The sequence below is a fragment of the Acinetobacter sp. UBA3461 genome, from assembly GCF_002381195.1.
Classification (GTDB): domain Bacteria; phylum Pseudomonadota; class Gammaproteobacteria; order Pseudomonadales; family Moraxellaceae; genus Acinetobacter; species Acinetobacter schindleri.
Genome location: NZ_DFRO01000024.1, coordinates 49,106 through 75,334, shown reverse-complemented (window position 1 = coordinate 75,334; position 26,229 = coordinate 49,106). Strand labels below are relative to the sequence as shown.

Sequence of the window (26,229 nt, the reverse complement as noted above, 5' to 3'; positions counted from 1 at the left end):
TAATTATTATCTTTTATTTATATAAAGATCTTTATTTTAATAAAAATAATAGACTTAAGTCTAAATCCATTTATTATCTTAAGATAATCTTAAAATTTAATTCAATATAGTAAATTAAACATTAAAATATTTAATTTACCTTAAATATATTTATGTAAATCTTCAAATGTAAACCTAATTCAACAAATGCAATCTCCTGCATAGATTCTGTTATGAAATGTCAGGTCTTAGCCTATTTCTGGAAAATCTCCCTAATATATTTTTCTGTCATTACACTAAACAATGGACCTGAAAATATATGAATAATTACCCTGAAACCCCAAATTCAACCGAAACACAAGACCATCAGCCTGGTGTTCAGACTGCAATGAACCCAGAGCCAGAGATCATTAAACCTCACTATAAAGGTAGCGAGAAATTAAAAGGCAAAGTTGCTCTCATTACCGGTGGAGATAGTGGGATTGGCCGTTCGGTATCTGTCCTGTTTGCCCGTGAAGGAGCGGATATCGCGATTTGCTATCTGGATGAAGATCAGGATGCAAAATATACAAAGAAAATGGTTGAAGCAGAAGGACAGCGCTGTCTACTGATCAAATGTGACTTGCAGCAACCAGAAGAAATTCAAGATCTGGTAAAACAGACTATTCAGGAATTCAAGACAATTAATATTCTGGTAAATAATGCAGGAGTACAATATCCGCAGAAAAGTATTACCGATATCTCTCCTGAACAGCTATATAAAACCTTTAACACCAACATTCTGAGTATGTTTCATTTAACTCAGGCAGTTCTCCCACATATGCAGGCAGGTGACAGTATTATTAATACCACTAGTATTACTAGCTATCACGGACATGATGAACTGATCGACTACTCTAGCACTAAGGGTGCAATTACCACGTTTACCCGTAGTCTTTCGACCAATTTGCTGAAAAACAAGACAGGTATTCGTGTTAACGGGGTTGCACCCGGCCCGATCTGGACCCCACTTATTCCAAGTAGTTTTGATGAAGAAACCTTAAAAGAGTTTGGTAAGCAGACACCGATGGGCCGTATGGGACAGCCAAGTGAAGTCGCTCCAGCCTATTTATTTCTGGCTAGTGAAGAAGCCAGCTATATCTCGGGTCAGGTGATCCACGTAAATGGTGGCAGCATTGTTAATGGCTAAATAAAAGCTTTAGGATAATGGCTCTAGGGTTATTATCCTGTTCAAAATTAAGATTTTAAAATTGACTTCATCTTTAGAACTAAAAATAAGTTAGATATAAATGCTCCAGTCATTTAATAACCTATAAAACAATTCAAACAAATCCTGACAGAAGCTTACTTTGCCTAAATCAAGTCCTTGTTATAGTCATTCCCATATTAGACCGCATGTGAGGATCAGACTATGCCTAGAGGTGATAAATCTGCCTATACGGAAAAACAGAAACGGCAAGGTAAACACATTGAAGAAACTGAGAAAGAACAAGGACGTTCTGAAGAAGAGGCTGAACGTATTGCCTGGTCTACAGTCAATAAACAGGATGGTGGTGGAAAGAAAAAGAAAAGTTCTGATCAATCATAATGATTTTTTTAAAACATTTCATATATGTAGGTGTTTAAAACATTTGTTTTAAGGATTACCACAAAATATCAAATCCAAGCTGTTTTAAATTTAAGTTTCCAGTTTAACGATGGCAATTTTTCTCCTATCCATCTATCCAATAATTTTACTTATTAAATTTTAAATCTGACATAATCTTAGGTAAACATATGAAAATTTTGATTGTTCTGACCTCTCATGATCAACTTGGTGACACAGGCGAAAAAACCGGTTTCTGGCTAGAGGAACTGGCTGCCCCATATTATCGATTCATTGATGCGGGAGCCGAAATCACTTTAACCTCCCCCCAGGGTGGTCACCCGCCGCTTGATCCTAAAAGCAGTGCTGAAGATGCCCAAACTGAAGCAACCAGACGTTTTGAAGCAGATGAAACTGCCATGCGTGCTTTAGCCAATACCCATAAATTAAGCGAAGTAAATGCAGATGCGTTTGATGCCGTATTCTATCCAGGTGGACATGGTCCGTTATGGGATTTAGCCAATGACTACACTTCAATTCATTTAATTGAAGAAACCTTGCAATCCAATAAGCCTGTCGCACTGGTCTGTCACGCGCCGGGAGTACTGAAAAAGGTAAAAGATAGTGAAGGCCACTCAATTGTGTCAGGCAAATCAGTGACTGGTTTTAGTAATACCGAAGAAGAGGGAGTCGGCCTGACGAATATTGTTCCATTCCTGGTCGAAGATATGCTGAAGGAAAATGGCGGGAACTATTCCAAAGCTGATGATTGGCAAGTTCATGTGCAGCAGGATGGCTTACTGATTACCGGACAAAATCCAGCATCATCTGCAGCAACAGCGGATGCCCTGTTAGATTTATTAAAATAATATCCTGAAGATGCCCATGAATAAATAACTCCTGATTTCTGCTCAATTCAGGAGTTATTTAAACAATTAAATCATGACTTAAATCCATCAACCCTGAAAGTTTTTCTCAACTCACGGTACATCAAATGGTGATGGATCCCATGTACCTCGTTCCAGTTCTCTTAATTTAAACCAAACATGCACAGATTCGCGCTGAAAATTCCGCATGACATAGCTATAAAGTCTTTCAGAAATAGGAACTTTAAAACTCAATAATCGATGTAGCATGAAGGCTAAATCAAAATCTGCAATACTCCATTGTGAACTTAACCATTGATCGCCAATCAAAGCCTCACTTACTCTGGTTAATCGATCAATTTCCACCTGGGTATGCCGGTCTGGAACATAGGGTTCTGGTAATGGCTGAAAGATACCTGTTGAAGGCATATTTTGACATATCAGACTAAAATCAGATTTAAGCAATGCCTGAACCGCCCGACATTTAGCACGCGCCCGAATATCTGTCGGATAAAGAGCCGGATAATCAGGTGCTGGAAAAAGCTCATCCAGAAATTCAGTGATTGCCATGGATTCAAAAATTGACCAGCCATCCACAGATAAGCAGGGAATTTTTCCAGTTTTACAGATTCTTAGATAGGTATCTGATTTATTTTCATCCTTATCCAGATCGATTTTAATCTCTTTAAAATCGACATGTTTTTCTCTAAGGGCCACAAAAACCGACATGGCATAGGGACTTAATCTTTTACGATCAATATAAAGGCTTAGACTTTGCATAGCATGGCTCCCCTAATGGAGTTGTTATCAGTATATAAAACTATGGGATTGCATACGGTCATCAAGTTCCAAGTTATACCCAAACTGAAGTGAACAATAGCGGAGTATCTTTACAGAGTTTAAGCAATTGCAACCAAGCCACTGCTAAATGGAGGAGCTCATTGAGCTGCATTCAGCTTTCCAAGTCATATGATTCAAGTTAAATTAAATCATTTCTTTTGATCAGTCACCATCATGCTTAATTTTGACGAATTTCCAGACACGGTCTATGCCATCCAGCATCTTGCCTTTGAAGACCTTGGCGCGTGGGAAGATACTTTCTATCAGCTCGGCCTACGCGTACGTTATTTTGAAGCAGGGGTCGATGACCTGACCCAGGCATTTGAACATACAGGTCTGACGGTGATTTTAGGTGGTCCAATCGGCGTTTATGAAACTGAAGACTATCCTTTCTTACAGCAGGAAATAGACTTACTGAAAGTTCGTTTACAGCAAAATTTGCCGACTTTAGGAATTTGTTTAGGTGCACAGCTTATTGCGCATGCATTAGGAGCAAAAGTGTATGCAGGTCATAGCAAAGAGATTGGTTGGTCCAAGCTTAGCCTTGCATCTGTAGAGAATAATCCACTAAAAAATCTGGAAAATCTTGAAGTATTACATTGGCATGGAGATACTTTCAACCTGCCCACAGAGGCTGAGCTTCTGGCAAGTTCTGCGGTCTATCCAAATCAGGCTTTCCGGATTGGCAGCAATATTCTGGCACTGCAATTTCATGCTGAAGTGGAAGCTGAGCGTCTGGAGAAATGGCTGATTGGCCATACCTGTGAGCTGCGTCACGCGAATATCGACATTGCAGCCTTACGTGCCGACAATCAGCAATATGCTGCTGCTTTAGAAGCTGTATCGGTATCCATCCTTCAAGAATTTCTCAAGCATATTCAAACCAGCTAATTTTTATTCTTCAAATTAAGTGGGTGATAAAAGGATATTCTTTCAGATTAGCTATCTACTAATTTCTAGCAAAGCTTAATTTTCATCTATAAAAAAGCACCCTACAGGGTGCTTTTTAAATTTGTCTTTTCTTATTTTTTCGCAGCGGGTACAGATGCTTCAGTGGTAATGTTTACAGTAATTTTATCACCGACATTTGGCACATAAGCGCCAACATTGAAAGCTGAACGGTTAAATGACGTGGTCGCATTGAAGCCAATTGTTTGCAGTTTTGTCATTGGATGAACAGCCTGTTTATTTAATACTGCATCCAGCACAACTAGCTTGGTTACACCTTTTATAGTCAAATCACCGGTGATTTTATATTTGTTTTTACCTAAAGCCTGAACCTTGGTACTTTTAAACGTGATGTTTGGATATTTCTCTACATCAAAGAATTCTGCTTTTTGAATATGCTCATCCAGTGCTTTAACATTGGTATTAATACTCGATACCGGAATAGTTACATTTACTGATGAGTTAGCAGGCTTTTCATTATCAACCGTAATCGTGCCCTGAATATCACTAAAGTTCGCAGATGGTGTCGAAAAACCAAAGTGACTCCAGCTAAATACAGTCGCGGTATGGCCTGGATCAATGGTATACGCAACCGGCTTCGCCATAGAAAATGTTGCTACTGAAGCCAAAGTCAGGCCCAAAGCCAATGTCTTGAATTTCATATCATAACCCTCTGTTTTGAATAGGTTCTAATCTAGCTTAATTAGAATTATTTGCACCGCTAAAGATAGAACGATTTGTTGCATGCATGGAACGGTAAAATTGTAAGCATGATGACTTTGTCGATATTAAGTCATCTTATATTGAATAAAACCGGTTTTCTTGGCAACCTGATCATAGAGCTGCTGTGCTTGTCGATTGCTCTCATGAGTTAACCAATACACTCGATCACATCCACGCTGTTTGGCATCTATATATACTTTCTCAATCAAGGCTCGTGCCACACCCCGCCCTCGAAAATCAATATGCGTATAAAGATCTTGCAAATAGGCATACGGCGTTAAAGTCCAGCAGCTGTCATGTTGAATGACATGTACAATGCCAACGACCTGCTGATTCAGAATCGCTGCGAATCCATACATATTGTCGAATGCAAGATCAGTAAGCCTTTGCCAGGTATGCTGATTTACCTCTTCACTGAGCTGAGTCTGATAAAAATTCTGGTAATCCAACCATAATGGCAGCCACTCCTGCTGTGTAATATGTTCTAGAGACTCAATTTGAATCTGGTCTTGTATCATCATTTTTATACGATTCTTGTATTTCAAATAGATTCAATTAGCTTAGGCTATTTTGATGATTAAGATAAGATATTTTTTATTATTACTCATACCAATTTTTAAAATATATCTATGACTCATACAGATGATTATTTTTGTACAAAAAAAGCCCCATGTGGGGCTATTTAAGTCTTCAACTTTAAAGCTTTTCCACCAGAATACGGTCAATCTGCTTTAAACCAGAATGTTTTTCATGGTTTTTACGACGCACTTTAATAATTTTTTCAGCAGCCAGATCCTGAAGTAACAGCTCAACTGCCATCATTGCTTCAAGAGGCAGATCCTGCCCGATCCATTTCTGTTCGCCTGCATCCATTAAAGTAATTTCATCGTTAATTTGTTCATACAAGCTCATGTTCATCTCACTCTTTCATTTCGACTATGGGAGAACTTTTTAGCAGTTGCCACATGAAAACAACACTAAAAAGTGAAAAAACAAAAGACGCCCCAAAACTGGGGCGTCCTTTAAAAACTGTTTAATCAGTTGATTAAGCAGTAATCTCTTTTACAGCTGCTACAACTGCTTCAGTGGTAATACCGAAGAACTGGAACAGATCTTTCGCAGGTGCAGATTCACCATAAGTGGTCATACCAATCACACGACCGTCAAGACCTACAAATTTCCACCAGTAATCCACATGTGCAGCTTCCACCGCTACACGTGCGCGAATCGCTGCAGGTAGAACTGCTTCACGGTAAGCAGCATCTTGCTTCATGAATTCTTCAGCACATGGCATAGAGACGACACGTACACCTTCAAGTTGCGCATACGCTTCCATTGCCAGAGATACTTCTGAACCCGTTGCAATAATGATCGCTTTCAATTCGCCTTTTTCTTCAGCCAGTACATAACCGCCTTTCGCAGCGTTCTCGATTTGTGCTTGAGTACGGGTCTGGAATGGCAAGTTTTGACGAGAGAAAATTAACGCTGTTGGACCTTCTGAACGCATTAAAGCAGATTTCCAGGAAATCGCTGCTTCAACAGTGTCACATGGACGCCATGTATTCAGGTTTGGTGTACCACGTAAAGATGCGATTTGTTCAACCGGTTGGTGCGTTGGGCCATCTTCACCCAGACCGATTGAGTCATGCGTATAAACATGAATTACGCGCTGTTTCATCAGAGCAGACATACGCACTGCATTACGTGCATATTCCATAAACATCAGGAATGTTGCTACATACGGAATGAAACCACCGTGTAGTGCTACACCATTGGCAATTGCAGTCATACCAAACTCACGTACGCCATAGTGTACGTAGTTACCTGCCGGATTGTCTTGTACGCCTTGCGCACCTTTCCATAAAGTCAGGTTAGAGCCTGCAAGGTCAGCAGAACCGCCAAGCACTTCAGGCAAAGAAGGCACAAGTGCTTGCAACGTATTTTGGCTTGCTTTACGTGTCGCAATCGTTTCTTCTTTTGCATTTACTTCAGCAATGTAAGCATCTGCTTTTGCAACAAAGTCAGCTGGAAGATCACCAGAAATACGGCGTTTTAATTCAGCTGCTTCAGTTGGGTATTTTGCTGCATAAGCGGCAAAAGTTTCATTCCAGGCTGCTTCAGCTTGTGAACCTTTTTCTTTGGCATCCCATGCTGCATAAACTTCAGCAGGAATAACAAATGCTTCGTCTGACCAGCCAAGCGCTTCACGAGTCAATACGATTTCATCATTACCTAAAGGCGCACCATGACAGTCTTCTTTACCCTGTTTGTTTGGTGAACCTAAACCAATCACTGTTTTACACATGATGATGGTTGGTTTGTTCGCTTCAGCTTTCGCTTCTACAGTCGCTTGACGGATTGCATCCGCATCATGACCATCAACTTTGATGACCTGCCAGCCATAAGATTTGAAACGTTGCTCTGTATCGTCAGAGAACCAGCCTTCAACTTCGCCATCGATCGAAATGCCGTTATCATCATAGTAAACGATCAGCTTGCCTAGACCCAAAGTACCCGCTAATGAACATGCTTCATGAGAAACACCCTCCATCAAGCAGCCATCGCCCAGGAAGCAGTAAGTAAAGTGATCAACAACTTGAATATCGTCTTTGTTGAATTGCGCAGCAAGCGTTTTTTCAGCCAGTGCAAAACCTACAGCATTGGCAATACCCTGGCCTAATGGACCAGTAGTGGTTTCAATACCAGGTGCATAGCCCAATTCCGGGTGACCTGGAGTTTTAGAATGCAATTGACGGAATGATTTCAAATCTTCGATTGAAAGATCATAGCCCGTTAAATGAAGAAGTGCATATTGCAGCATTGAGCCGTGACCGTTCGACAATACAAAACGGTCGCGGTTCGCCCAATTCGGGTTAGTCGGGTTATGGCTTAAAAATTCGCGCCAAACCACATCAGCGATGTCTGCCATCCCCATTGGAGCACCTGGATGTCCTGAGTTTGCTTTTTGCACAGCATCCATTGCCAATACACGAATTGCGTTTGCAACACGACGTTCATTAAGCGGGGTTGTCATAAATCAGTGTCCAAATAATTCAGAAATAGAAAATGATGAAAAGACTTTCAAAACTGCTGCATATTGTCTTAAAAAAACAGCGAGGGGTAAAGACCAGCCTACAATATTTATCACTTTATTGTTGTTTAGATTGGTCAACGTACATTTAATCTACACTTTTAAGTACAGGCACCGATTAATACTCAATTTTCATCACAATAAAAACCCTAATTTTCTTATGTTTTACAAGCGAGTTCCCTTCTATCAAATTTTTATTATTCTCTTGAAAAGGTCAGCCACTTAAATATACATATATGGCTTTTATTGATTCAAATTATTTCCCTCATCGGCAGGACTAAAAATAAACTAAAGCTCGCTGCTGTATTTTACCTTTTGCCCTCTTCTTCGTTTTCAGTAAATAAGGCCTAGTCTGTAGGCTTATACATGCAATGAAATTTTATAAATTTTAGATCAAAGTCTTGATGCAATTCTTCTATATATTATGCGCCGATCAGATTAATAAAGTTTTTAGCTCATTAACCTTAGCTTAAATCATCACGATTGATGGAGTGGTTTGCGACAGTAAAATGCATTTTCAAACAATAAGATTGCTTCTTCTTTGGAAAAATTAATCTAAGGTATAAGAAGCCTAGCTCTGCTGCTACAAAAAATGACCAAAAAAAGCTGCCAGATTTTTCTTGAGCAAAACATAAGCAAAAGCCACTGATATAAGCGGTATATCAGTTTTTCAAATACTAATATTCAAATAAAAACAAATTAAATTGAAACAATTTCAGCCAATTTTACCGTTCAAACCTAGTCCTTCGACGCAACACGATGTAACATATCGGGTCTTTAAATTTAACTGTGATAGGACTTATGCGCGAGTACGCTGTATTTACCTCGGAATCTGTAAGCGAAGGCCATCCAGATAAAATGGCTGACCAAATCAGTGATGCTATTTTGGATGCAATCTTAAAAGAAGACCCATATGCGCGGGTTGCTTGTGAAACGCTTGTAAAAACGGGTGCGGTTGTACTTGCCGGTGAAATCACAACAACTGCAAACGTCGACTTTGAAGCGATCGTACGTCAAACCGTAAATGGCATTGGTTATCATCATTCTGATCTTGGCTTTGATGGTTCAACCTGTGCCGTGATCAACATGATCGGTAAACAGTCTCCTGAAATTGCTCAGGGTGTAGACCGTCAAAAGCCAGAAGATCAAGGTGCCGGTGACCAGGGCCTGATGTTTGGTTATGCCAGCCGTGAAACTGACGTATTAATGCCTGCGCCAATTTCTTATGCACACCGCCTAATGGAAAAGCAGGCTGAATTACGTCGTAATGGCTCATTGCCATGGTTACGCCCAGATGCGAAAAGCCAGGTAACTTTCGCTTATGAAAATGGCATGCCGGTACGTTTAGATGCAGTGGTCCTTTCAACTCAACATGATCCTGAAATTTCACAAGCGAACCTAAAAGAAGCTGTGATTGAAGAAATCGTGAAGAAAATCATTCCATCTGAAATGTTCCATGCAGAAACCAAATTCCACATCAACCCGACCGGTATGTTCGTAATCGGTGGTCCTGTAGGTGACTGTGGTCTGACTGGCCGTAAAATTATTGTAGATACTTACGGTGGTATGGCGCGTCATGGTGGTGGTGCATTCTCTGGTAAAGATCCATCGAAAGTTGACCGTTCTGCTGCTTATGCAGGTCGTTATGTAGCGAAAAATATCGTTGCTGCTGGACTTGCTGATAAATGTGAAATTCAGGTGTCTTATGCAATTGGTGTGGCTGAGCCAACTTCTATTTCAATCAATACCTTTAATACCGGTAAAGTATCTGACGAGTTGATCGTTCAATTGGTTCGTGAGCACTTCGATCTGCGTCCATATGGTATTACCCGTATGCTAAACCTGATCCAGCCAATGTATAAGCAAACAGCAGCTTATGGTCACTTCGGTCGTGAAGGTTCAGATACTGCATTTACTTGGGAAAAAACAGATAAGGTTGAAGCATTACGTGCTTCTGCTGGTCTGTAATTTTTCTTGCTTAAAAAGCCTGCCTTCGAGCAGGCTTTTTTGTTTTCAATAGTTTATAAAATGGTTGACAACATTTACACGAACGCCACATTTTGTAGCATTCTGAAGCACGTGATTCCGATAATATTTTTATATCAGTGATCTATGACAACAAAAGGATATAACACAATGAATAAACTTCTTATTGCTTTAGGTTTGGCGACAACTGTGGCACTTGTAGGCTGTAGCAAGGAAAAACAACCTGAAACTGGCGCAACTACAGGTGAGCACCTGGAAAATGCTGCAGAACAGGCAGGTCATGATATGGAAGATGCGAGCCGCGAAGCTGCAGCTGAAACCGACCAAGCTCTGGATAATGCAGCAGCAAATACGGCGGAAGCAACAGATAGAGCTGCTGCAAGTGCTGAAGCTGCAGCCCAACGTGCTAAAGAAGCAGCCAAAGATGCAACAGCATCTGTTGCAGGTTCAGTTGAAGAAGGCGCAGCAAAAGTACGCCAAGAAGCTGAAAATTAATTCTGGTTAATTAATTCTTTTTCAAGGCTCCAGTGCCTTAAAAAGCCTGCATTTTGCAGGCTTTTTTATTCTCTCATCTATCTTTTCAGATTTGATACCTGGAAAAGTGAATCCTGCAGCCGGACTCAGCCAATTGATCTGGATTTATATTATGTGTGATTACTCAAGAACTGGCGTGAATTTGCAATATAGCTGGACTATTATGCATTGAAGCCCCGGGCTATGCTTAGGATAAGATTAGTATTCATGTCAATATTTTCGCTAAGTCTTTAGAGGCTAGCAGATCAGCTCCCCTTGTCTTTTCTCTAAGAACATTATTTCCCACGTCTTAAATCTTGCTCAGGCTTAAGCAACTGATCTCAGCTGCCGCAATAATTGTAGGTATGTTTTCACTGACAATTTTAGACGCGATTACCAGCTTATTTTACCAAGACGTCAAAGCTAAGTGCCAGTTAATATATTCCCTTTGTTCGTATCGCTGCCATGTTGTTCCTTTACTGGAATATCTCGCTCTTTCACATCAATCTGATTTAATATAAATTAAATTGATATGAAGAATCAGATATTGGAATGTAAATTCTAGGTTTTGGACTCGCTTTGAAAAAACAGGCCTGTAAAATGACACACTTTATTTTTTGATATTTTATCTCTCCTATGTCAGTGATTGCTGCATCCTCAAACCGATCTAATATATCGGTTTGGGTATCATTTATTTTACTTGCTTTAGGTACGGTCGGTGCCTATCAAATCGTAGGGCTGAATCAGGCGCTTTTATTCCTGGTCGGTGGCGCCTTGGGTATGACCCTGTACCATGCCTCTTTTGGTTTTACTTCTAGCTGGCGTGTGTTTATCAAGGAACGCCGCGGTCGTGGGTTACGCGCGCAAATGATTATGCTCGCTCTGGCAGTATTGCTTTTCTTTCCCGCCCTTGGTGCCGGTGAGTTGTTCGGTAATCCTGTCAAAGGCAATGTTAATCCCGTTTCCATGTCAGTCATGATTGGTGCCTTTATTTTCGGTATTGGCATGCAGCTCGGTGGCGGCTGTGCATCAGGTACGCTCTATACCGTTGGTGGTGGTAGTGCGCGTATGCTGGTAACTCTGTTCTTCTTCTGTGCAGGTTCGCTGATTGCAACGTCTCATCTCGACTGGTGGTTTAATCTGCCACATCTGGCACCAATTTCGATTGTGAAAAGCTTCGGGGTAGTGCCTGCACTGTTACTCAGCTTTCTAGTATTTGCAGTTATTGCCGCTGCGACTGTGTTTCTCGAAAAGAAACGCCATGGCAGTCTGGAAGCTGAACCACAAAGCCAGTATCAAGGCTGGAAACGCTTTCTTCGTGGTCCATGGCCATTGATCTGGGGCGGTATCATTTTAACCCTGCTTAACTTTGCGACTTTGGCACTGGCTGGACGTCCATGGGGGGTAACTTCTGCCCTTGCCGTTTGGGCAGCGAAATCGGCAAGTTTCGTAGGTGTAGATGTTGCTTCTTGGGCATATTGGCAGCAACCAGGCAATGCTAAAGCATTATCAGAATCACTGTGGTTTGACATCACGTCGATGATGAACTTTGGCATCATGCTTGGCGCCCTGCTTGCTGCAAGTCTGGCAGGTAAATTTGCACCCAATTTCAATATTCCAAAAAGTTCATTACTGGCAGCAGTCATTGGTGGCTTGATGCTCGGCTACGGCGCACGTTTGGCTTATGGTTGTAACATTGGCGCATATTTCAGTGGTATTGCTTCGGGCAGTGTACATGGCTGGTTATGGCTGGTATTTGCCTTTGTGGGGAATGGTATTGGGGTAAAACTCCGTCCGATTTTCTTCCCGGGCGAAAAACCTCAGCCAGAAAAACTGACCGGCTGTTAATACTCCAGCATAAAGAAGCCCATCTGATGATGGGCTTCTTTATGCACTGAATAATTTTAAAAATTTATAGTGCCGCTTTTAGATTACAACCATAGTTCATGGTTTGTTGTACCTGACGATAGCTGGTATATCGATCCAGAATAAAGGTATAGAACTGATCAGCCGTTGAGAAATTCGCTTTAAGATCTTCTTTTTCTGTATTTGGCAGCTGAATATCATTCACTAAATTAAGATTGTAATGTCCCAGTCGATACATCTCGGCAAAATAGCCATTCATCATATCGCAATAGGCCATTTTACTGGACTTAAGTGCTGTGCTTGCGACCAAATGCTGATTCAAGGTTCTCAGGTTATTTACATCTAAAGGGAACTGATGCGCAAAGGCAATGCTTTCGACTTTTTTAAACTGGCTAAAGTCAGTTGCCAGTTTTTGATTGAGGGTATCAAAGCGTTGCTGTAATTCCTGAGCATTTTTAACCTGATACTGAGCGGGGTCGACCTCAACCTTTTCGGGTTCTTGCGAACATGCAGTCAACGTCAAGCCTAGCGCCAATGTACTCAGCCATACCTTCATAAACACATCACTCAATCAAAAAACAATAGCGCTCTGATTATGCCTGAAAATCCTAAAGCATGTGTTTCAAAGTGCTTTTTCATTCATATATCGCCAATAGCGCTTAGGCACATATTGAATATGCAGCTTCATATTCTTACGTGCCTGAATATTTACACTATGAAAATAGTCTTTCCAAAGCTGGTCATAGAGTAATTCCTCATCATCCAGTTCAACGCTGAAAGACTGACTATGTCCAAGCCGGACTTGTGGATCTATCTGTACTGCATTCATTTCTACCTGATGTAAATTTTTTAAATCATAGTAGATACCATATTTGCGCTGTTCATCATAAATCAGCCAGGTCTGATCCTGATAACGTTCCTTGAAGTATTTGCTAATAATCGGTAGCACATTAAAATCTGGCTTGATCAAACTTAAGAACAAACCATCCTGACATTTTTTGAAACGCACAAAAGCTTCCATCCGGTGCTTTTCACGTCCCACCTGTTTTGCCCATTGTGACATGCCCAATACCGCAGCATGACCATAGTCTTCATCTACTGGACGCTGACTCTGAAAGACATATACCGCAAAGTCAAACAAGACCTGGAAAGCCTGTTCTTGCTCCGCCAAAAAGGTATAGTAAAAAGCCCTCAAGCTGCCTGAACCGACTTTCTGCTTTAAGCCTTGCCAGACACGCTGGCCATGCGCATCATTGGACACCACATGAATAAAATCATCAAACAGACCATTTTGTGCATGTGGATTGGCAGTAATTCTGACCTCAAATTCACGAAATTCAAAAGCACGAAATACACAGCTCAATAGTCCTGTCATCGTGCCATCAAAACAGTAACAGGCCATCAGAACCCTAATCCCAGTTGAGGTGAAAGTTGCTGCTGATATTTTGAATAACCCGACTGCAATATCTGCTGCCGAATCTGTTGAGACTGCTGTTCTTTTTTAAATTTTGGTGTATCGGCACAATGGATAAAATGTTGCGCACGGTTATAGGCTACCCCCATACGTTTCAGCTGATCAATATGAATCTGACCAAAACGGCGCGCCTGAACGATTTTCTTGGCTGAACGCACTCCGATTCCCGGTACTCGCAGAATCATTTTATACTCAGCGCGATTAATATCGACTGGAAAGGCTTCCGGATGACGCAATGCCCAACTGAGCTTTGGATCAATATCCAGTTCCAGATTCGGATGTTGGTCATCGACAATTTCTTCAGCATCAAAACCATAAAAACGCATTAACCAGTCAGATTGATACAGCCTGTTTTCACGTAATAATGGTGGTGCTGAACCCACGGCCGGTAGTGCTTTTTCTTCAGCATTAATCGGGATATAACCGGAAAAATACACACGCTTTAGTTTAAATTCCTTGTAATGCCGATCCGCCATCAAAATGACATCACGATCCGTTTCACTATGCGCCCCAACCACCATTTGTGTAGTCTGGCCTGCCGGTACAAATTTGGGTACAGCCTTGATAATTTTACTTTCGTCTTTCATTTGAATCAGACGATCACGCACAATGCCCAGATCTTTCTGTACTTCAGCATGAGTTTTCTCTGGGGCAAATTTTCGTAATCCATCTTCTGTTGGCATTTCCAGATTGATACTCATCCGGTCCACATATAGACCTGCTTCAGTAATAATTTCCTGCGAAGCTCCCGGAATGGTCTTAAGATGAATATAACCATTAAAGTTTTCTTCCAGCCGCAGTTTCTTGACTACCTGCAGCATACGCTCCATGGTGTAATCGGCAGACTTAAAGATACCTGAACTCAAGAATAGCCCTTCAATATAATTACGACGATAGAAGTTCATGGTCAGATCAACCACTTCCTGCACGGTAAAAGCGGCCCGTTTTACATCATTAGAACGGCGTGAAACGCAATACGAGCAGTCATAAATACAGACATTGGAAAACAGGATTTTTAGCAAGGAAACACAACGGCCATCTTCAGTATAGCTATGACAGATCCCGTTGCCGGTATTGCCTAGACCTTTATCTTTATTCTTTCGATTACTGCCGCTAGATGAACAGGACACATCATATTTGGCAGCATCAGCGAGAATCTGTAGTTTTTCACGTATACGATCAGACATGAGTTCAGGAAAATTTAACTAAAACAGCATTATAAAACTGCAGAATTTCACCTACTATGCAATCGATCAGTACAGCGACAATGAGTGTCGCCGCAAATGTAATGCTTATGTAACTATAGTCGAATATTTCAAAATAAAATAACCAATATGATTTGCTTAATTTTTAAGGCGAAGGCACAGTAAGGTGATAACAAGGAGCAAAGCCATGTCTTTATTGGAAAAATTAGGCGTTAAACACCCAATTCTGTTAGCACCCATGGCCGGTGTCTCCACACCTGAGCTGGCCGCTGAAGTCTCTAATCAATGTGCTTTGGGTTCATTAGGATTAGGTGCCAGTAGCGTACAGTCTGCGCGTGAACAGATTCTTAAAACTCAGGAGCTAACCGATCAGCCTTTTCAAGTCAATTTTTTCTGCCATAAAACTGAAAACTTAGATGACACTGTCGCTCAAGCCTGGATTGATCAGTTCAAGGATAAATTTGCCCAGTTTGGTATAGAACCACCCAAAACCTTGAAATGCATTTATCCAAGCTTTAGGGACAATGATGATTTCCTGAATCTGGTTCTGGAAACACGTCCGAAAGCGGTGAGTTTTCACTTCGGTATTCCGCATTCTTATCAGGTTCAAGCACTTAAAGAGGCTGGAATTATCACCATGGTTTCTGCGACCAATCTGGCTGAAGCACGCGCGATCGAGGCTGCTGGCATTGATGTGGTGATTGCTCAAGGTATTGAAGCAGGTGGGCACCGTGGAATTTTCAGCACCAAATTTGATGCCTCAGTCAAAACTTCGAATTTAATCAAGCTGATTAAACAGTATTGCTCCTTGCCCATTGTAGCCGCTGGGGGCATTATGGACGGCTATCAGGCACGACAGATGCTGGAGTTTGGTGCTGAAGCCGTTCAGCTGGGAACGGCATTTGTACAGTGCAAAACCTCTAATGCCAATGAAGCCTATCGTAAAGCCTTGCTGTCTAAACCATTGACTCAAGTGACTGCAAGCATTTCTGGTCGTCCTGCGCGTGGCATTATCAATCACTGGCATACTGATATCGACACCCCGGATCGTCTAGATGTACCAGCCTATCCATATACTTATGACCTGGCCAAGCAATTACATGCAGCAGCCGTTCAACAGGGCGATCATGGCTATGGTGCTTTCTGGGCTGGCTCAAACGCCGCACAAACACGCGAAATGGAAGCTTCGGATCTGGTTAACCAGCTGGTTCTGGAGATTAAACATCGAGAATAAGCAGTTTTTCTTCTCATTAAAATAAAAAAAACCTCTCAATATTGAGAGGTTTTTTTTATGAGTAATAGAAGTTAGCGAGTCGCACGATGCCATGCATCTTTCACTGCAAACTTGGCTTCTTCCCAATTGAGACGGGAGTCACCTTTAACCTGTTCCCATTTGGTACGCAAATCAGGCTCAGCTTCATTAAATTCTTTACCGTCATAATGCGCACGATTTTCATAACCGAGGCGATATGCGCCACGATAATCCCGATCATAGTCCAGATCACCATAGACATTACGGCTTTCACTATAATAAGGAGTCTGATGATGCTGTTCACGCCAGTAGTGATCATCGTCCTGTAAATTTTCTGAACCTGAAAGTGCAATACCTTCTGGTGTATCTAGCGTAGGTCGTGCTGATTCTGCCATTTCATTTCCAGCTAGACCACCTACTACTCCCCCAACAAGGCCGCCGACGACTGCGCCTGCAGGACCACCGACTGCTCCAATCGCCGCACCTGCTGCAGCGCCACCTAAGGTTCCAGCACTGGTAGCCACAGGATGATCACCCGCTTCATTCATATCGGGAACACGATGGTTTTCGGTATCTGGTAAATTTAAATCTGGGCGTGCACTGCCTGAAGTGGTCGGGCTGCTTTTCAATGCTTCATCATCTCTTAATACATCAGTCCGTTCTTGAGACAAATCACGATGTGAAGCTGGGTTAATATCTGAAACTGGTCGATTGGTATTTGTCATTCTAAATCTCCCTTGATCTTTTATAGCCAAGATGGAAATCTCATCTTGTCTTTGATTTATTTATAATAGAGAAAATTCAGGTTAACACTGTCCAAGTCCTGTCCGGTTTCAGTGAATATATACTACGCTATGTACCTGTAGACTACGGATGTAACAGACATGTCTAAATTGCATGAATAACCATCAAATAAGTATAGTTTTTATAACCAGGTAATTATAATTTTTTGAAATTCCCAATTTTATATTTATTCATGAATAGTCGTTTTAAATACATTATCCTCTTGCCTATTTTCAATGATGACTGTTAGATTTCTCGGATATAATAGACGTATTAAAAATAGCTAGTCTTAATCTGAAGGATTCAGACTAATGCTGTAAAGCAAATAACGGTTAAGTTTGTATTTGTAAAAAAATAATAAAACCTCTCCGAAGTAGAGAGGTTTTATCTAAAGGTGTGATTTAGCGAGTTGTGCGATCCCATGCATCTTTAACTGCATATTTAGCCTGTTCCCAGGTCAAACGAGATTCACCTTTGAATTGCTCCCATTTGCTTCGCAAGTCAGGTTCAGCTTCATTAAATTCTTTACCACTATAATGTTCACGGTTTTCATAACCGAGTTGGTAAGCCCCGCGATAATCGCGATCATAGTCCAGATCCCCATGCACATTACGGCTTTCACTATAATAAGGTCTGCTTTGATACTCTTCACGCCAGTACTTGTCATGGTCTCCTAATAGACTGGAATTTTCAATACCATGGTCTGGATGATCTGGTGTTGAAATATCCTTACCTGCGATTCCGCCAAGTACTCCGCCAACGACTCCGCCAATCAAGGAGCCTCCTGGTCCGCCCACCATACCGAGTGTTGCGCCAATGGCCGCTCCACCCACACTCCCGGCACCGGTTGCCAATGCCTGATCTCCAGCTTCAGCCTCTTTCTCATCTGGATCAAGGGTTCTTGTAGTATCTGCTGGAGTTAAATTAGGATCAGTACCTTGTGCGATTGAAAGATCCATTTTCACAACTTCTTCATGTTTTATTGCGTTATTGTCCTCAACCAGATCGGTTTGAGTAGTTGGATTAATCTCTGAAACTGGACGATTAATATTTGTCATTCTGATTCTCCCTTGATTTTATTTAGACAAAATTGAAATTCATCTTGCACATGTCCTTTATCATAGAGAAAATTCAGGTTAATACTGTCCAAGTCCTGTCCGGTTTTAGTGAAGTTAGTACTTAACTCTGTACAGGTATTTCCATCATGTAAACACCTTGCTGTATTGCAGCATACAGATATTAAAAAGGTACTGTTTAAACAACAGTACCTTAAGAAGGAATTCATTTCAGGTAATGTGGAAAATCAGGTTGTTTCCAGAAGATTAACCTGTTCGACCTGCACATCACTCATGATCTGACCATGCTCCAGCAGATTATTGAAGTAGGCTTCTACCACTTTATATTGATCTGCGGTACTTTCCACCTTATACATATTCTGACGGAACTCATTGCTAGAACGCAGACCTTTGGTATACCAGGCAATATGCTTACGGGAAATTCGGCAGCCAGAATATTCACCGTAAAATTCATACAGTTCAGCCAAGTGACCCAGTAAGACCTCTTTAACTTCGGCAATACTTGGTGCAGCCAGCTGTTCTCCAGTCTTTAAATAATGTGCGATTTCACGAAAAATCCATGGACGTCCCTGCGCTGCACGTCCAATCATCACCGCATCGGCACCGGTATAATCCAGTACATATTTGGCCTTTTCTGGACTGTCGATATCTCCGTTCGCAATCACGGGGATATTCAATATCTCCTTCACATCTTTAATCAGTGAATAGCGCGCTGTGTTTAAATACATATCTTCGCGGGTACGGCCATGTAATGCCAAGGCCGAAATACCGGCTTCTTCTGCCCGCTTGGCCACACGCATGATATTTTCCTGACCATTTAAATAACCCAGACGGGTTTTTAAAGTCACGGGGACATCGACTGCAGCAACAACGGCATCCAGAATACGTGCAACCAGATCTTCATCTTGCAGTAATGCCGAACCAGCCAGCTTGTTACAGACTTTTTTAGCTGGGCAACCCATATTAATATCAACAATTTGTGCACCGTTCGCAACCTGATACCGTGCCGCCTCTGCCAGATCACGCGGATCTGAACCGGCAATTTGTGCAGAAATTGGCGCCAGTTCGCCATCGAAATTAGCACGGTACAAACTTTTCTTACTCATGCGCAGGGTTTTGTCTGAAGTCATCATTTCACTAACAGCATGACCTGCACCAAAATATTTGCATAGTGTACGGAACGGACGGTCTGTCACGCCTGCCATGGGAGCAACAATCAAATTATTTGATAGTTGATACGGACCAATATACATATAAATTCATCACTTTGTTGATGAGCATAGTATACTGCATCTGCCTTGATCGCTCATCTGCTGGAATCTGATTTAGACAACATGAACAACACACTTCACCGAATTTTTACTGTTAAATCGTGGTCTGTCCTTGCTTTATCCCTAAGTCTTGCTGGCTGTGGCAATGGTTCCTGGTGGTCTTCTGATGAGCCAACTATGGAAGCTGACCAGATACCTAAAGCGATTCCATCACGTGTCAGCAATCGTGATTCATGGGCTAAAGATATCTATGATATTACCGAACAACTGGGTATTCCCCAGACTAAACAGAATATCTGTACCATTGTCGCAGTGGTGGATCAGGAATCTAATTTCCACGCAAATCCAACTGTTGCTGGTCTGGGCGAAAAAGCAGTAAAAGAAGTTCAAGGCCGTCTGGAAGAAAAATTTACCGAGAAACTTGGTGAAAGTATCGGTGGAACAGTTGCAGGATATTTCCAGGATGTTCTGAAGAATCATCCCACTCCGGATAACAACTATCTCAGCCAGATGCGTAAGGTTAAAACTGAACGTGAACTGGATGAACTGTATCGTGAAATATTTGACTATATGGCCAAACATTATCACGTGAGTGCGCTGACGGGTGCAGCCAAACTCTTTGGTCAAAACATCGGCGAAAAGCTTAATCCGATTACGACTTTAGGTTCGATGCAAGTGCATATTAGCTATGCCAAGGAGCATAAGCGTCAAGGTGGCAATATCGCTGAACTGCGTACCGATCTGTATAGTCAGTATGGCGGTCTGTATTATGGTATTCATCGTCTGATGATGTATCCGGCAGATTATGATAAACCGATCTACCGCTTTGCCGACTATAATTCAGGCATGTATTCCAGTCGTAATGCGGCCTTCCAGAGCATGCTCAATGATCTGACTGAAGCCGAACTGGATCTGGATGGCGATCTCTTACTATATAGCAAAGATGGCAGTATCCGCTCTCAAAAAAGTCAGTCTGAACGTGAATTAATCAATGTATTTGCCAAGCATAATTTCATTATTACTGAGCGTCAGATCCGTTCTGACCTGAAGAAGGAAAAGGAAAAGGATTTTGAAGACACCATGACCTATCGTGGTGTAGCGAAACTATATCAGGAACAAACGGGTAAAGAACCTTTTTATGCCATCATGCCTGAAGTGGTGATTTCTGGACCAAAACTGAGTCGTGATTACAATACCAACTGGTTTGCTAGCCGTGTAGATGGCCGTTATCAAACATGCATGCGCAAAGTCAAAAACCTCAAGCTCTAGCCTTATTTGACTTTGATGGCACCCTGTATTCGCATGACAGCTTTACAGGGTTTATTTTTCATGTCCTGAAAAAACGACATATTATTTGGCGTGGTCTGAAAATTCTGCCGTGGATTACTGCTTATTATCTCAAACTCTATCCTGCCCATCGCATGCGACCAAAGCTTTATTTAGCTATGTTTAAAGATGCTGATGTAGAGATAGTTTGCCCTTTAGCATTGCAATACGCGAATAAGATTTTAGGGAATCTTGACCCTACTCTGTTTGAGCAGCTGAAAATGCATCAAAAGTTAGGACATAAAGTTATACTGGTTTCAGCAACTATTGATCTATATCTGGAAATGATTGCTAATACTCTAAGTATTGAGCTGCTCTGTTCCAAAGTTGAAATCAAAAATAGAAAATTGACAGGAAAATATCTAACACCCGACTGTAGCTGTCTGCAAAAGAAATTACGCGTTTTAGAAGCGATCAATCTTGAAGATTTTGAGATGATTTATGCTTATGGGAATAGCGAGGAAGATAAGGAAATGCTGAGTTTAGCGCAGCATAGCTATATGGTGGGCTTTGACAAGAAATTACCCGTATTAGAAAATCTAAATACTATAAAAAAACTCTCAAATTAATATTCTTTAAATAATAAATGTATTTTCAAGTTGAAATTATAATTAAATATTCATGATACATAATTAAATATAAAGATAATTTAAGCTGGTTATTTAAATTTTTAAACAGAATAGACTAAATAATAATTTTTCATATTTATATAAATAAAATCTAATACTTATAACTTTAGTCTATAAATATCATAACACGCCATTTATTGTGATACATTTCACACAAATAACCTAGTACAGCGATTTAATTTCATTAAGGCAATGTAACTATGAATCAATTTAATCCCCCCAAATACATAAGAAATCTATATATCCAATACGGTGAGAATCCTTTTATTTTGCTATCAAAATTTATTTGTGCTGCACGTCGGCATAAATGGAAAAAAGAAGAAATCGATCGTGTCATTTCAGCCGCAAAGAAAGGAAACTATATCAATCTCATTCGGATTTTACGTAGCCATGTTCAAGACTGAAAATATAATTAAAGGAATAAAAAAACCACTTCAATTGAAGTGGTTTTCTATTAAATCATCTAAACTTATTTTTTAAATGGAAAAGCATATTTCACAATACGCTTGATCACGCTGCCGTACTGTTTCACCAGACTGGCATTGTTGTAGTTCAGACCATATTTCTCACAGACTGCCTGTACTTTTGGCGCCATTTGACGATAACGACGTGCAGGTACATCTGGGTATAAATGGTGCTCAATCTGATGGCTCAAATGACCAGTCAGAATATGAAACGCTTCAGAGCCTGTCAGATTCGATGAACCACGAATCTGGCGCATATACCAGTGACCACGGCTTTCGTTTTCCAGTACTGATTTCGGGAATACTTCAACATCCTTAGTAAAGTGACCACAGAAAATAATACTAAATGTCCAAACGTTACGGATACCATTTGCCACCATATTACCAGCAAACACCGGCAATGCAGCAGGACCTGCAATTAACGGGAAGAAGACATAGTCCTTAAATAGCTGTTTGGTAATTTTACGCTGCATTGGTTTCCATTCTTCTTTGGTCTGTTCCTTGGTTTTACGACCCTTGAAGTATTTACCCAGTTCCAGGTTTTGAATCGCTACGCCCCATTGGAACAACAGGCAGAATGGAATGCTGTAAATCGGTTGCAATAAATAACCCGGTTTCCAGCGTTGTTCAGGGAACAGACGAACCAGACCATAGCCGATATCATCATCCATACCTTTAATATTGGTATAGGTATGATGCTTAAAGTTATGGGTTTGACGCCAGTTGTCAGAAGTACCCACAATGTCCCATTCATAAGTCTGGCCATTCATCTTAGGATCATTCATCCAGTCGTACTGACCGTGCATGACATTATGACCCAACTCCATATTTTCCATGATTTTGGCAAAACCAAGCAGACCTGTACCTAAAATCCATGCTGGAGGGAACCAGCCTGCGAACAATAACGCACGACCCGCAATAGAAGAGTAACGAATTGCAGAATAGACACGACGGATATATTTCGCGTCTTTCTCGCCCAAGTCATCTAGCACTTCCTGCTTGATCGCATCAAGTTCACGCGCAAGTTCGTCCAATTCTGTCTGTGTCAGTTCACGGTTTTTTGGATTTTTAAAATACTGAAATTTTACTGGCATATTCATAGTGATCAACTCGCTTATAGGTCGATGACAAGGTCAGTCTGCGCTGAATTCACACAAATTTTCAGGAGATTTCCTGGTTCTTTATTTTGTGCGCCATTGACTAAATTTTTGGTAGAACCTTCAACTTTATTGCAAGCGCATTTATTACAAATACCCATACGACAGCCATGGTTCGGTTTAATATTTTGCTGTTCCAGACTCGCCAGAATAGACTGACCTTTTGGAATGCTAACAACTTTATTAGATTGCGTCAGTGTGACATTCACAAAGCCTGTTTCAGTGTTATCGTCCAGACTCATGCTGAAAGCTTCAGACTTAAATACTTTGGCATGAGCAAACAGTATTTCTGCCTGAGCGACAAAACCTGATGGACCGCAAGCATAGACTGTTGTCTGATCAATATTTTGAAGATCGGTCAGATGACTTTGATTCAAGCGTTCCGCAGCCGGTTGTTCCTGAGTCGCGAATACTTTAAAGCTAAAGTTTGGATACTGCGCAGCAAATTCTTCAAAACGTGATTTGAATGCGACATCTTGATAATGCTTTACCCAGTACAGAAGCTGTACTGGCTGTTGACTCAGCTTGCCAGTCTTGCTCAATGCTTCGAGCAAACTCAGCATAGGTGTAATACCACTACCCGCTGCCAACAACAGCATTGGTGTTGCTTCAACAGCTAAAGTCATATCACCAAATGGCAAACCGAATTCAATAATGTCACCAACTTGAGCGATATTTGCCGCCCAATGACTTACCTTACCATCTTCAACTTTCTTGATGGTCAGTAACACATGTTGCTGATCCAGCTGCGTCAGACTATAGCTACGCTCGTAACGAATACCATTTACCATAACGTAAACTGGATGATGCTGGCCCGCTTCGCCAAATTTGAACAAGCGATTGACCTGAATTTTCAGGCTGACCATATCCTGGGCAGCATTTTCTTTATGCACAATCTTGCCCAATGGCTGGTTCAGCGACCAGAGTGGGTTAAATTTCTGCATCCAGAAATTAATCGCATGCTGATCAATCACGCTTTCTTTAAAGAAATCGATCGGCGATTTACGTTTTGCGAGTACCTGCATCTTCATAGCAATCTTGTTGGGTTTTGAATTATTATACACATGTATATATATTTGTATATACACCTGTATTGTTTCTATTCATTTCACAAGTTTGCTGGGCTTCGCTATAATACTGGAATGCCTCATATCCAATACATGACGAGTCTTCAATGAAAATAAGCAGTGACGCTTCCCTACTCAAAACAAAGAACATTGATGAACCGATCATTGTACGCAGCGTGGGGCGTAAGGCGACCATTACCAAAGAAGAACTGTTTCAGGCAGCCTTGAATCTGATTGGCCCACAAAAAAGTATTGCCTCTTTAAGCCTGCGTGAAGTAGCACGCGAAGCCGGTATTGCACCGAACAGCTTTTATCGTCACTTTAAAGATATCGATGAACTGGCAATTGAACTGATTGACCGTGCCGGTCTGGTTTTGCGTAAGATTCTGAATGAATCGCGTTTAAAGGCATCGAAACAGAACAGTATTATCCGTAGTTCAGTAGAAGTATTTATTGCCCAGTTAGATGCTGATGAAGGCAACCTGAGTTTGTTACTCCGTGAAGGCTATACCGGTTCACAATCATATAAACAGGCGGTAGAACGTCAACTCCAGTATTTTCAGCAGGAATTACAGGAAGACCTGGTACGTCTGGAAAGACTAAATAAAAGCCGTCTGCTCTATCCGGATATTGCTGCCAAAGCGATTACCCAGCTGGTATTTAACATGGGTGCCAAAGTGATAGATATGCCAGCTGATGAACGTCAGGAAATTGCCGAACAGACCATGATCATGATCCGCATGATTTTGGAAGGTGCTCGACATCTCGATCAGTCTCAAATCCGTTAATCTTGATGAATACAAGCTAAATAAAAAGAGATACCGATCATCTCTTTTTATTCGATATTATCCCAAAGTTTTCAGTTTGGCTTTTACATATTCAGCTACCTGTTTTGGCTGTTCCAGTGGAAACATATGTCCACCTGGCAAGACTGAATAATCAATTTGATAAATTTTCTTTAAGCCTTGCGGCAGACCCTGTTGATAGAACTGGCTCTGTTCTGCAGTGATGAGGTGAATGGGAACTTGCGGTGCTTTACGCGGAGTACGCCACCACCAGGCCGGAACTGTCCGAAAGATTTCTGCTTCAACCTGTTTTGGAATTTTTAAAGTTACACCACCGCGCTGTTGATCTTCAACAATTCCACTGTCGATATAGTCCTGAAAACACTGTTCATCAAAATGCTTAAACAGACGATTCGATCTCAGCGCCTCTACCGCGTCCAGCTGAGATGACCAGTGGTCTTTACGCTTTAAAGTAATACCTGCCGGAGTAAAGCGATCAATACTTTTTAAATTGAACTTTTTCACCAATTCAAATAACGCACTGTTTTTCCCAATCACAAAAGGCGGATCCATAATGATGAGCTTAGAAAATAAAGCTGGTTTTTTATAAGCTGCCATCATCGTAACCAAACCGCCAAAAGAGTGTCCAAGTCCAATCACTGGCTGTCCTGAAAATTGCTGTTCAATATCGGCAATCACCTCATCCACCAAATAACGCCAGTCTGTGGTAATTGGATAATCTGGATTCATGCCGATCAGAGGAATACTTTTAACCGTATATTCATCCTGAAAACCGTTCAGGAACTTCCGATAAGTCGCTGATGGAATGCCATTGGCATGGGTAAAATGTAAGGCTGGCTTCATGCGGTTATATAGTTTTTCAATCCATGATGTCTGCAAGCTTAACCTTAAAGATGACTAAAAATGAGCACATATTCTTCCTAAGCATGACCTTGAAGTCACCGAATGAAGAATAAAAGCAGCTGGATTATTTTTGCGAAACTGTCAGATGCTGATTTGCCAGAAACTGGGCGCCACAACTGGCTTTGTCACCTGCGACAATCACCGCCCGCCCTAAAACAGTAATGGATTGATTTTTAGCAATGGCGGTCACTACGCTATTGCACTTGGGACAGTAATGCTTCATGCCTTGCAAATGCACAGCGATGCCGTGAATTAATACAGAATTTTCCGCTTCGGCAACTACACCACCATGTGAAGTTTGCGAGCCTAAAGTAATAAACGCCTGAGACATTATTGTGATTTCTTGTTATGATTTTTTACTATTTTAACCGAAGATAATTTTTAACAACAACCATTTACTGACAGCTTATATCTTCAAA

At 41.2% G+C, this 26,229-nt stretch carries 26 protein-coding genes; 11 read left to right on the top strand and 15 right to left on the bottom strand.

What is annotated here, in order from left to right; translation table 11 throughout:
• Positions 1-298 precede the first annotated feature (298 nt).
• The 3 genes from B3D47_RS05570 to B3D47_RS05560 all read left to right on the top strand — a co-directional run bounded on the left by B3D47_RS05570 (position 299) and on the right by B3D47_RS05560 (position 2,433).
• Entirely contained in the window at positions 299-1,168 is an 870-nt protein-coding gene (locus tag B3D47_RS05570) for an SDR family oxidoreductase (protein WP_286860459.1), read from the top strand.
• A 222-nt stretch (positions 1,169-1,390) separates the two neighbouring features.
• Positions 1,391-1,567: a hypothetical protein gene (locus B3D47_RS05565; RefSeq protein ID WP_286860457.1), complete on the top strand. Its 177-nt coding sequence runs from the start codon at positions 1,391-1,393 to the stop codon at positions 1,565-1,567.
• A 188-nt stretch (positions 1,568-1,755) separates the two neighbouring features.
• Positions 1,756-2,433, top strand: a complete 678-nt coding sequence (locus B3D47_RS05560) for a type 1 glutamine amidotransferase domain-containing protein (protein ID WP_286860456.1) — start codon at positions 1,756-1,758, stop codon at positions 2,431-2,433.
• 111 nt (positions 2,434-2,544) lie between these two features.
• On the opposite strand, the gene yfcF is transcribed toward B3D47_RS05560, so the two are convergent.
• Positions 2,545-3,210: a glutathione transferase gene (gene yfcF / locus B3D47_RS05555; RefSeq protein WP_286860454.1), complete on the bottom strand. Its 666-nt coding sequence runs from the start codon at positions 3,208-3,210 to the stop codon at positions 2,545-2,547.
• A 234-nt stretch (positions 3,211-3,444) separates the two neighbouring features.
• On the opposite strand from yfcF, the gene B3D47_RS05550 reads away from it, so the two are divergent.
• Entirely contained in the window at positions 3,445-4,161 is a 717-nt protein-coding gene (locus B3D47_RS05550) for a glutamine amidotransferase (protein ID WP_286860452.1), read from the top strand.
• Between the two features lie 131 nt (positions 4,162-4,292).
• Here B3D47_RS05550 and B3D47_RS05545 read toward each other — a convergent pair whose 3' ends face one another.
• From B3D47_RS05545 to tkt, 4 genes are all read right to left on the bottom strand, one after another.
• Complete coding sequence (locus tag B3D47_RS05545) at positions 4,293-4,880, bottom strand: YceI family protein (protein ID WP_286860449.1); 588 nt, start codon at positions 4,878-4,880, stop codon at positions 4,293-4,295.
• A 126-nt stretch (positions 4,881-5,006) separates the two neighbouring features.
• Complete coding sequence (locus B3D47_RS05540; RefSeq protein ID WP_286860446.1) at positions 5,007-5,462, bottom strand: GNAT family N-acetyltransferase; 456 nt, start codon at positions 5,460-5,462, stop codon at positions 5,007-5,009.
• A gap of 175 nt (positions 5,463-5,637) precedes the next feature.
• On the bottom strand, positions 5,638-5,853 hold the full coding sequence (locus tag B3D47_RS05535; protein WP_004812556.1) for a hypothetical protein: 216 nt from the start codon (positions 5,851-5,853) through the stop codon (positions 5,638-5,640).
• Positions 5,854-5,986: 133 nt separating this feature from the next.
• Entirely contained in the window at positions 5,987-7,975 is a 1,989-nt protein-coding gene (gene tkt, locus B3D47_RS05530) for a transketolase (RefSeq protein WP_286860444.1), read from the bottom strand.
• Positions 7,976-8,833: 858 nt separating this feature from the next.
• Between tkt and metK the strand changes: the two genes are divergently transcribed.
• From metK to B3D47_RS05515, 3 genes are all read left to right on the top strand, one after another.
• Positions 8,834-10,000, top strand: coding sequence for a methionine adenosyltransferase (gene metK, locus B3D47_RS05525; RefSeq protein ID WP_286860441.1), 1,167 nt, complete (start codon positions 8,834-8,836; stop codon positions 9,998-10,000).
• 168 nt (positions 10,001-10,168) lie between these two features.
• The gene (locus tag B3D47_RS05520; RefSeq protein ID WP_004812551.1) at positions 10,169-10,513 is read left to right on the top strand and encodes a hypothetical protein; all 345 of its coding nucleotides are present in this window, start codon (positions 10,169-10,171) and stop codon (positions 10,511-10,513) included.
• A 654-nt stretch (positions 10,514-11,167) separates the two neighbouring features.
• Entirely contained in the window at positions 11,168-12,379 is a 1,212-nt protein-coding gene (locus B3D47_RS05515; RefSeq protein ID WP_286860438.1) for a YeeE/YedE family protein, read from the top strand.
• A 64-nt stretch (positions 12,380-12,443) separates the two neighbouring features.
• On the opposite strand, the gene B3D47_RS05510 is transcribed toward B3D47_RS05515, so the two are convergent.
• The 3 genes from B3D47_RS05510 to B3D47_RS05500 form a co-directional block, all read right to left on the bottom strand.
• A complete protein-coding gene (locus tag B3D47_RS05510; protein WP_004812548.1) occupies positions 12,444-12,953 on the bottom strand; it encodes a hypothetical protein in 510 nt (169 codons plus the stop codon).
• 66 nt (positions 12,954-13,019) lie between these two features.
• Positions 13,020-13,799 carry a TIGR03915 family putative DNA repair protein gene (locus B3D47_RS05505; protein ID WP_286860435.1) on the bottom strand — a complete coding sequence of 260 codons (780 nt, stop codon included), beginning with the start codon at positions 13,797-13,799 and terminating at the stop codon, positions 13,020-13,022.
• Positions 13,799-15,058, bottom strand: a complete 1,260-nt coding sequence (locus B3D47_RS05500) for a putative DNA modification/repair radical SAM protein (RefSeq protein WP_004894280.1) — start codon at positions 15,056-15,058, stop codon at positions 13,799-13,801. Before B3D47_RS05500 ends, B3D47_RS05505 begins: the two co-directional genes overlap by 1 nt.
• Positions 15,059-15,263: 205 nt before the next feature.
• Here B3D47_RS05500 and B3D47_RS05495 point away from each other — a divergent pair, with 205 nt between their 5' ends.
• Positions 15,264-16,310, top strand: coding sequence for an NAD(P)H-dependent flavin oxidoreductase (locus B3D47_RS05495; RefSeq protein WP_286860431.1), 1,047 nt, complete (start codon positions 15,264-15,266; stop codon positions 16,308-16,310).
• Between the two features lie 71 nt (positions 16,311-16,381).
• Here the strand turns inward: B3D47_RS05495 and B3D47_RS05490 are convergent, their stop codons facing one another.
• The 3 genes from B3D47_RS05490 to dusB all read right to left on the bottom strand — a co-directional run bounded on the left by B3D47_RS05490 (position 16,382) and on the right by dusB (position 19,440).
• A complete protein-coding gene (locus B3D47_RS05490) occupies positions 16,382-17,053 on the bottom strand; it encodes a glycine zipper domain-containing protein (RefSeq protein ID WP_286860429.1) in 672 nt (223 codons plus the stop codon).
• Positions 17,054-17,512: 459 nt separating this feature from the next.
• Positions 17,513-18,169 carry a hypothetical protein gene (locus B3D47_RS05485; RefSeq protein WP_286860426.1) on the bottom strand — a complete coding sequence of 219 codons (657 nt, stop codon included), beginning with the start codon at positions 18,167-18,169 and terminating at the stop codon, positions 17,513-17,515.
• Between the two features lie 245 nt (positions 18,170-18,414).
• Positions 18,415-19,440: a tRNA dihydrouridine synthase DusB gene (gene dusB / locus B3D47_RS05480; protein WP_004894270.1), complete on the bottom strand. Its 1,026-nt coding sequence runs from the start codon at positions 19,438-19,440 to the stop codon at positions 18,415-18,417.
• An 81-nt stretch (positions 19,441-19,521) separates the two neighbouring features.
• Between dusB and B3D47_RS05475 the strand changes: the two genes are divergently transcribed.
• Together B3D47_RS05475 and B3D47_RS05470 are read left to right on the top strand one after the other, a co-directional pair.
• The gene (locus tag B3D47_RS05475; protein WP_286860462.1) at positions 19,522-20,727 is read left to right on the top strand and encodes a DUF1615 family protein; all 1,206 of its coding nucleotides are present in this window, start codon (positions 19,522-19,524) and stop codon (positions 20,725-20,727) included.
• Complete coding sequence (locus B3D47_RS05470; protein ID WP_286860420.1) at positions 20,694-21,353, top strand: HAD-IB family hydrolase; 660 nt, start codon at positions 20,694-20,696, stop codon at positions 21,351-21,353. Before B3D47_RS05475 ends, B3D47_RS05470 begins: the two co-directional genes overlap by 34 nt.
• Before the next feature lie 529 nt (positions 21,354-21,882).
• Here B3D47_RS05470 and B3D47_RS05465 read toward each other — a convergent pair.
• Positions 21,883-22,977, bottom strand: a complete 1,095-nt coding sequence (locus tag B3D47_RS05465; RefSeq protein WP_262478918.1) for a fatty acid desaturase family protein — start codon at positions 22,975-22,977, stop codon at positions 21,883-21,885.
• 14 nt (positions 22,978-22,991) lie between these two features.
• On the bottom strand, positions 22,992-24,059 hold the full coding sequence (locus tag B3D47_RS05460; protein WP_286860416.1) for a ferredoxin reductase: 1,068 nt from the start codon (positions 24,057-24,059) through the stop codon (positions 22,992-22,994).
• A gap of 149 nt (positions 24,060-24,208) precedes the next feature.
• Between B3D47_RS05460 and fabR the strand changes: the two genes are divergently transcribed.
• Positions 24,209-24,889, top strand: coding sequence for an HTH-type transcriptional repressor FabR (fabR, locus tag B3D47_RS05455; protein ID WP_004894263.1), 681 nt, complete (start codon positions 24,209-24,211; stop codon positions 24,887-24,889).
• 57 nt (positions 24,890-24,946) lie between these two features.
• On the opposite strand, the gene B3D47_RS05450 is transcribed toward fabR, so the two are convergent.
• Entirely contained in the window at positions 24,947-25,750 is an 804-nt protein-coding gene (locus B3D47_RS05450) for an alpha/beta fold hydrolase (RefSeq protein WP_163167758.1), read from the bottom strand.
• 124 nt (positions 25,751-25,874) lie between these two features.
• Positions 25,875-26,141, bottom strand: a complete 267-nt coding sequence (locus tag B3D47_RS05445; RefSeq protein ID WP_004894260.1) for a PAAR domain-containing protein — start codon at positions 26,139-26,141, stop codon at positions 25,875-25,877.
• Between the last annotated feature and the right edge of the window lie 88 nt (positions 26,142-26,229).

Bases quoted from the DNA above. Each gene is read 5' to 3' on its own strand.
- B3D47_RS05570 (WP_286860459.1), top strand. From the start codon at position 299: ATGAATAATTACCCTGAAACCCCAAATTCAACCGAAACACAAGACCAT.
- B3D47_RS05565 (WP_286860457.1), top strand. From the start codon at position 1,391: ATGCCTAGAGGTGATAAATCTGCCTATACGGAAAAACAGAAACGGCAA.
- B3D47_RS05560 (WP_286860456.1), top strand. From the start codon at position 1,756: ATGAAAATTTTGATTGTTCTGACCTCTCATGATCAACTTGGTGACACA.
- yfcF (WP_286860454.1), bottom strand. From the start codon at position 3,210: ATGCAAAGTCTAAGCCTTTATATTGATCGTAAAAGATTAAGTCCCTAT.
- B3D47_RS05550 (WP_286860452.1), top strand. From the start codon at position 3,445: ATGCTTAATTTTGACGAATTTCCAGACACGGTCTATGCCATCCAGCAT.
- B3D47_RS05545 (WP_286860449.1), bottom strand. From the start codon at position 4,880: ATGAAATTCAAGACATTGGCTTTGGGCCTGACTTTGGCTTCAGTAGCA.
- B3D47_RS05540 (WP_286860446.1), bottom strand. From the start codon at position 5,462: ATGATGATACAAGACCAGATTCAAATTGAGTCTCTAGAACATATTACA.
- B3D47_RS05535 (WP_004812556.1), bottom strand. From the start codon at position 5,853: ATGAGCTTGTATGAACAAATTAACGATGAAATTACTTTAATGGATGCA.
- tkt (WP_286860444.1), bottom strand. From the start codon at position 7,975: ATGACAACCCCGCTTAATGAACGTCGTGTTGCAAACGCAATTCGTGTA.
- metK (WP_286860441.1), top strand. From the start codon at position 8,834: ATGCGCGAGTACGCTGTATTTACCTCGGAATCTGTAAGCGAAGGCCAT.
- B3D47_RS05520 (WP_004812551.1), top strand. From the start codon at position 10,169: ATGAATAAACTTCTTATTGCTTTAGGTTTGGCGACAACTGTGGCACTT.
- B3D47_RS05515 (WP_286860438.1), top strand. From the start codon at position 11,168: ATGTCAGTGATTGCTGCATCCTCAAACCGATCTAATATATCGGTTTGG.
- B3D47_RS05510 (WP_004812548.1), bottom strand. From the start codon at position 12,953: ATGAAGGTATGGCTGAGTACATTGGCGCTAGGCTTGACGTTGACTGCA.
- B3D47_RS05505 (WP_286860435.1), bottom strand. From the start codon at position 13,799: ATGGCCTGTTACTGTTTTGATGGCACGATGACAGGACTATTGAGCTGT.
- B3D47_RS05500 (WP_004894280.1), bottom strand. From the start codon at position 15,058: ATGTCTGATCGTATACGTGAAAAACTACAGATTCTCGCTGATGCTGCC.
- B3D47_RS05495 (WP_286860431.1), top strand. From the start codon at position 15,264: ATGTCTTTATTGGAAAAATTAGGCGTTAAACACCCAATTCTGTTAGCA.
- B3D47_RS05490 (WP_286860429.1), bottom strand. From the start codon at position 17,053: ATGACAAATACCAATCGACCAGTTTCAGATATTAACCCAGCTTCACAT.
- B3D47_RS05485 (WP_286860426.1), bottom strand. From the start codon at position 18,169: ATGACAAATATTAATCGTCCAGTTTCAGAGATTAATCCAACTACTCAA.
- dusB (WP_004894270.1), bottom strand. From the start codon at position 19,440: ATGTATATTGGTCCGTATCAACTATCAAATAATTTGATTGTTGCTCCC.
- B3D47_RS05475 (WP_286860462.1), top strand. From the start codon at position 19,522: ATGAACAACACACTTCACCGAATTTTTACTGTTAAATCGTGGTCTGTC.
- B3D47_RS05470 (WP_286860420.1), top strand. From the start codon at position 20,694: ATGCATGCGCAAAGTCAAAAACCTCAAGCTCTAGCCTTATTTGACTTT.
- B3D47_RS05465 (WP_262478918.1), bottom strand. From the start codon at position 22,977: ATGAATATGCCAGTAAAATTTCAGTATTTTAAAAATCCAAAAAACCGT.
- B3D47_RS05460 (WP_286860416.1), bottom strand. From the start codon at position 24,059: ATGCAGGTACTCGCAAAACGTAAATCGCCGATCGATTTCTTTAAAGAA.
- fabR (WP_004894263.1), top strand. From the start codon at position 24,209: ATGAAAATAAGCAGTGACGCTTCCCTACTCAAAACAAAGAACATTGAT.
- B3D47_RS05450 (WP_163167758.1), bottom strand. From the start codon at position 25,750: ATGAAGCCAGCCTTACATTTTACCCATGCCAATGGCATTCCATCAGCG.
- B3D47_RS05445 (WP_004894260.1), bottom strand. From the start codon at position 26,141: ATGTCTCAGGCGTTTATTACTTTAGGCTCGCAAACTTCACATGGTGGT.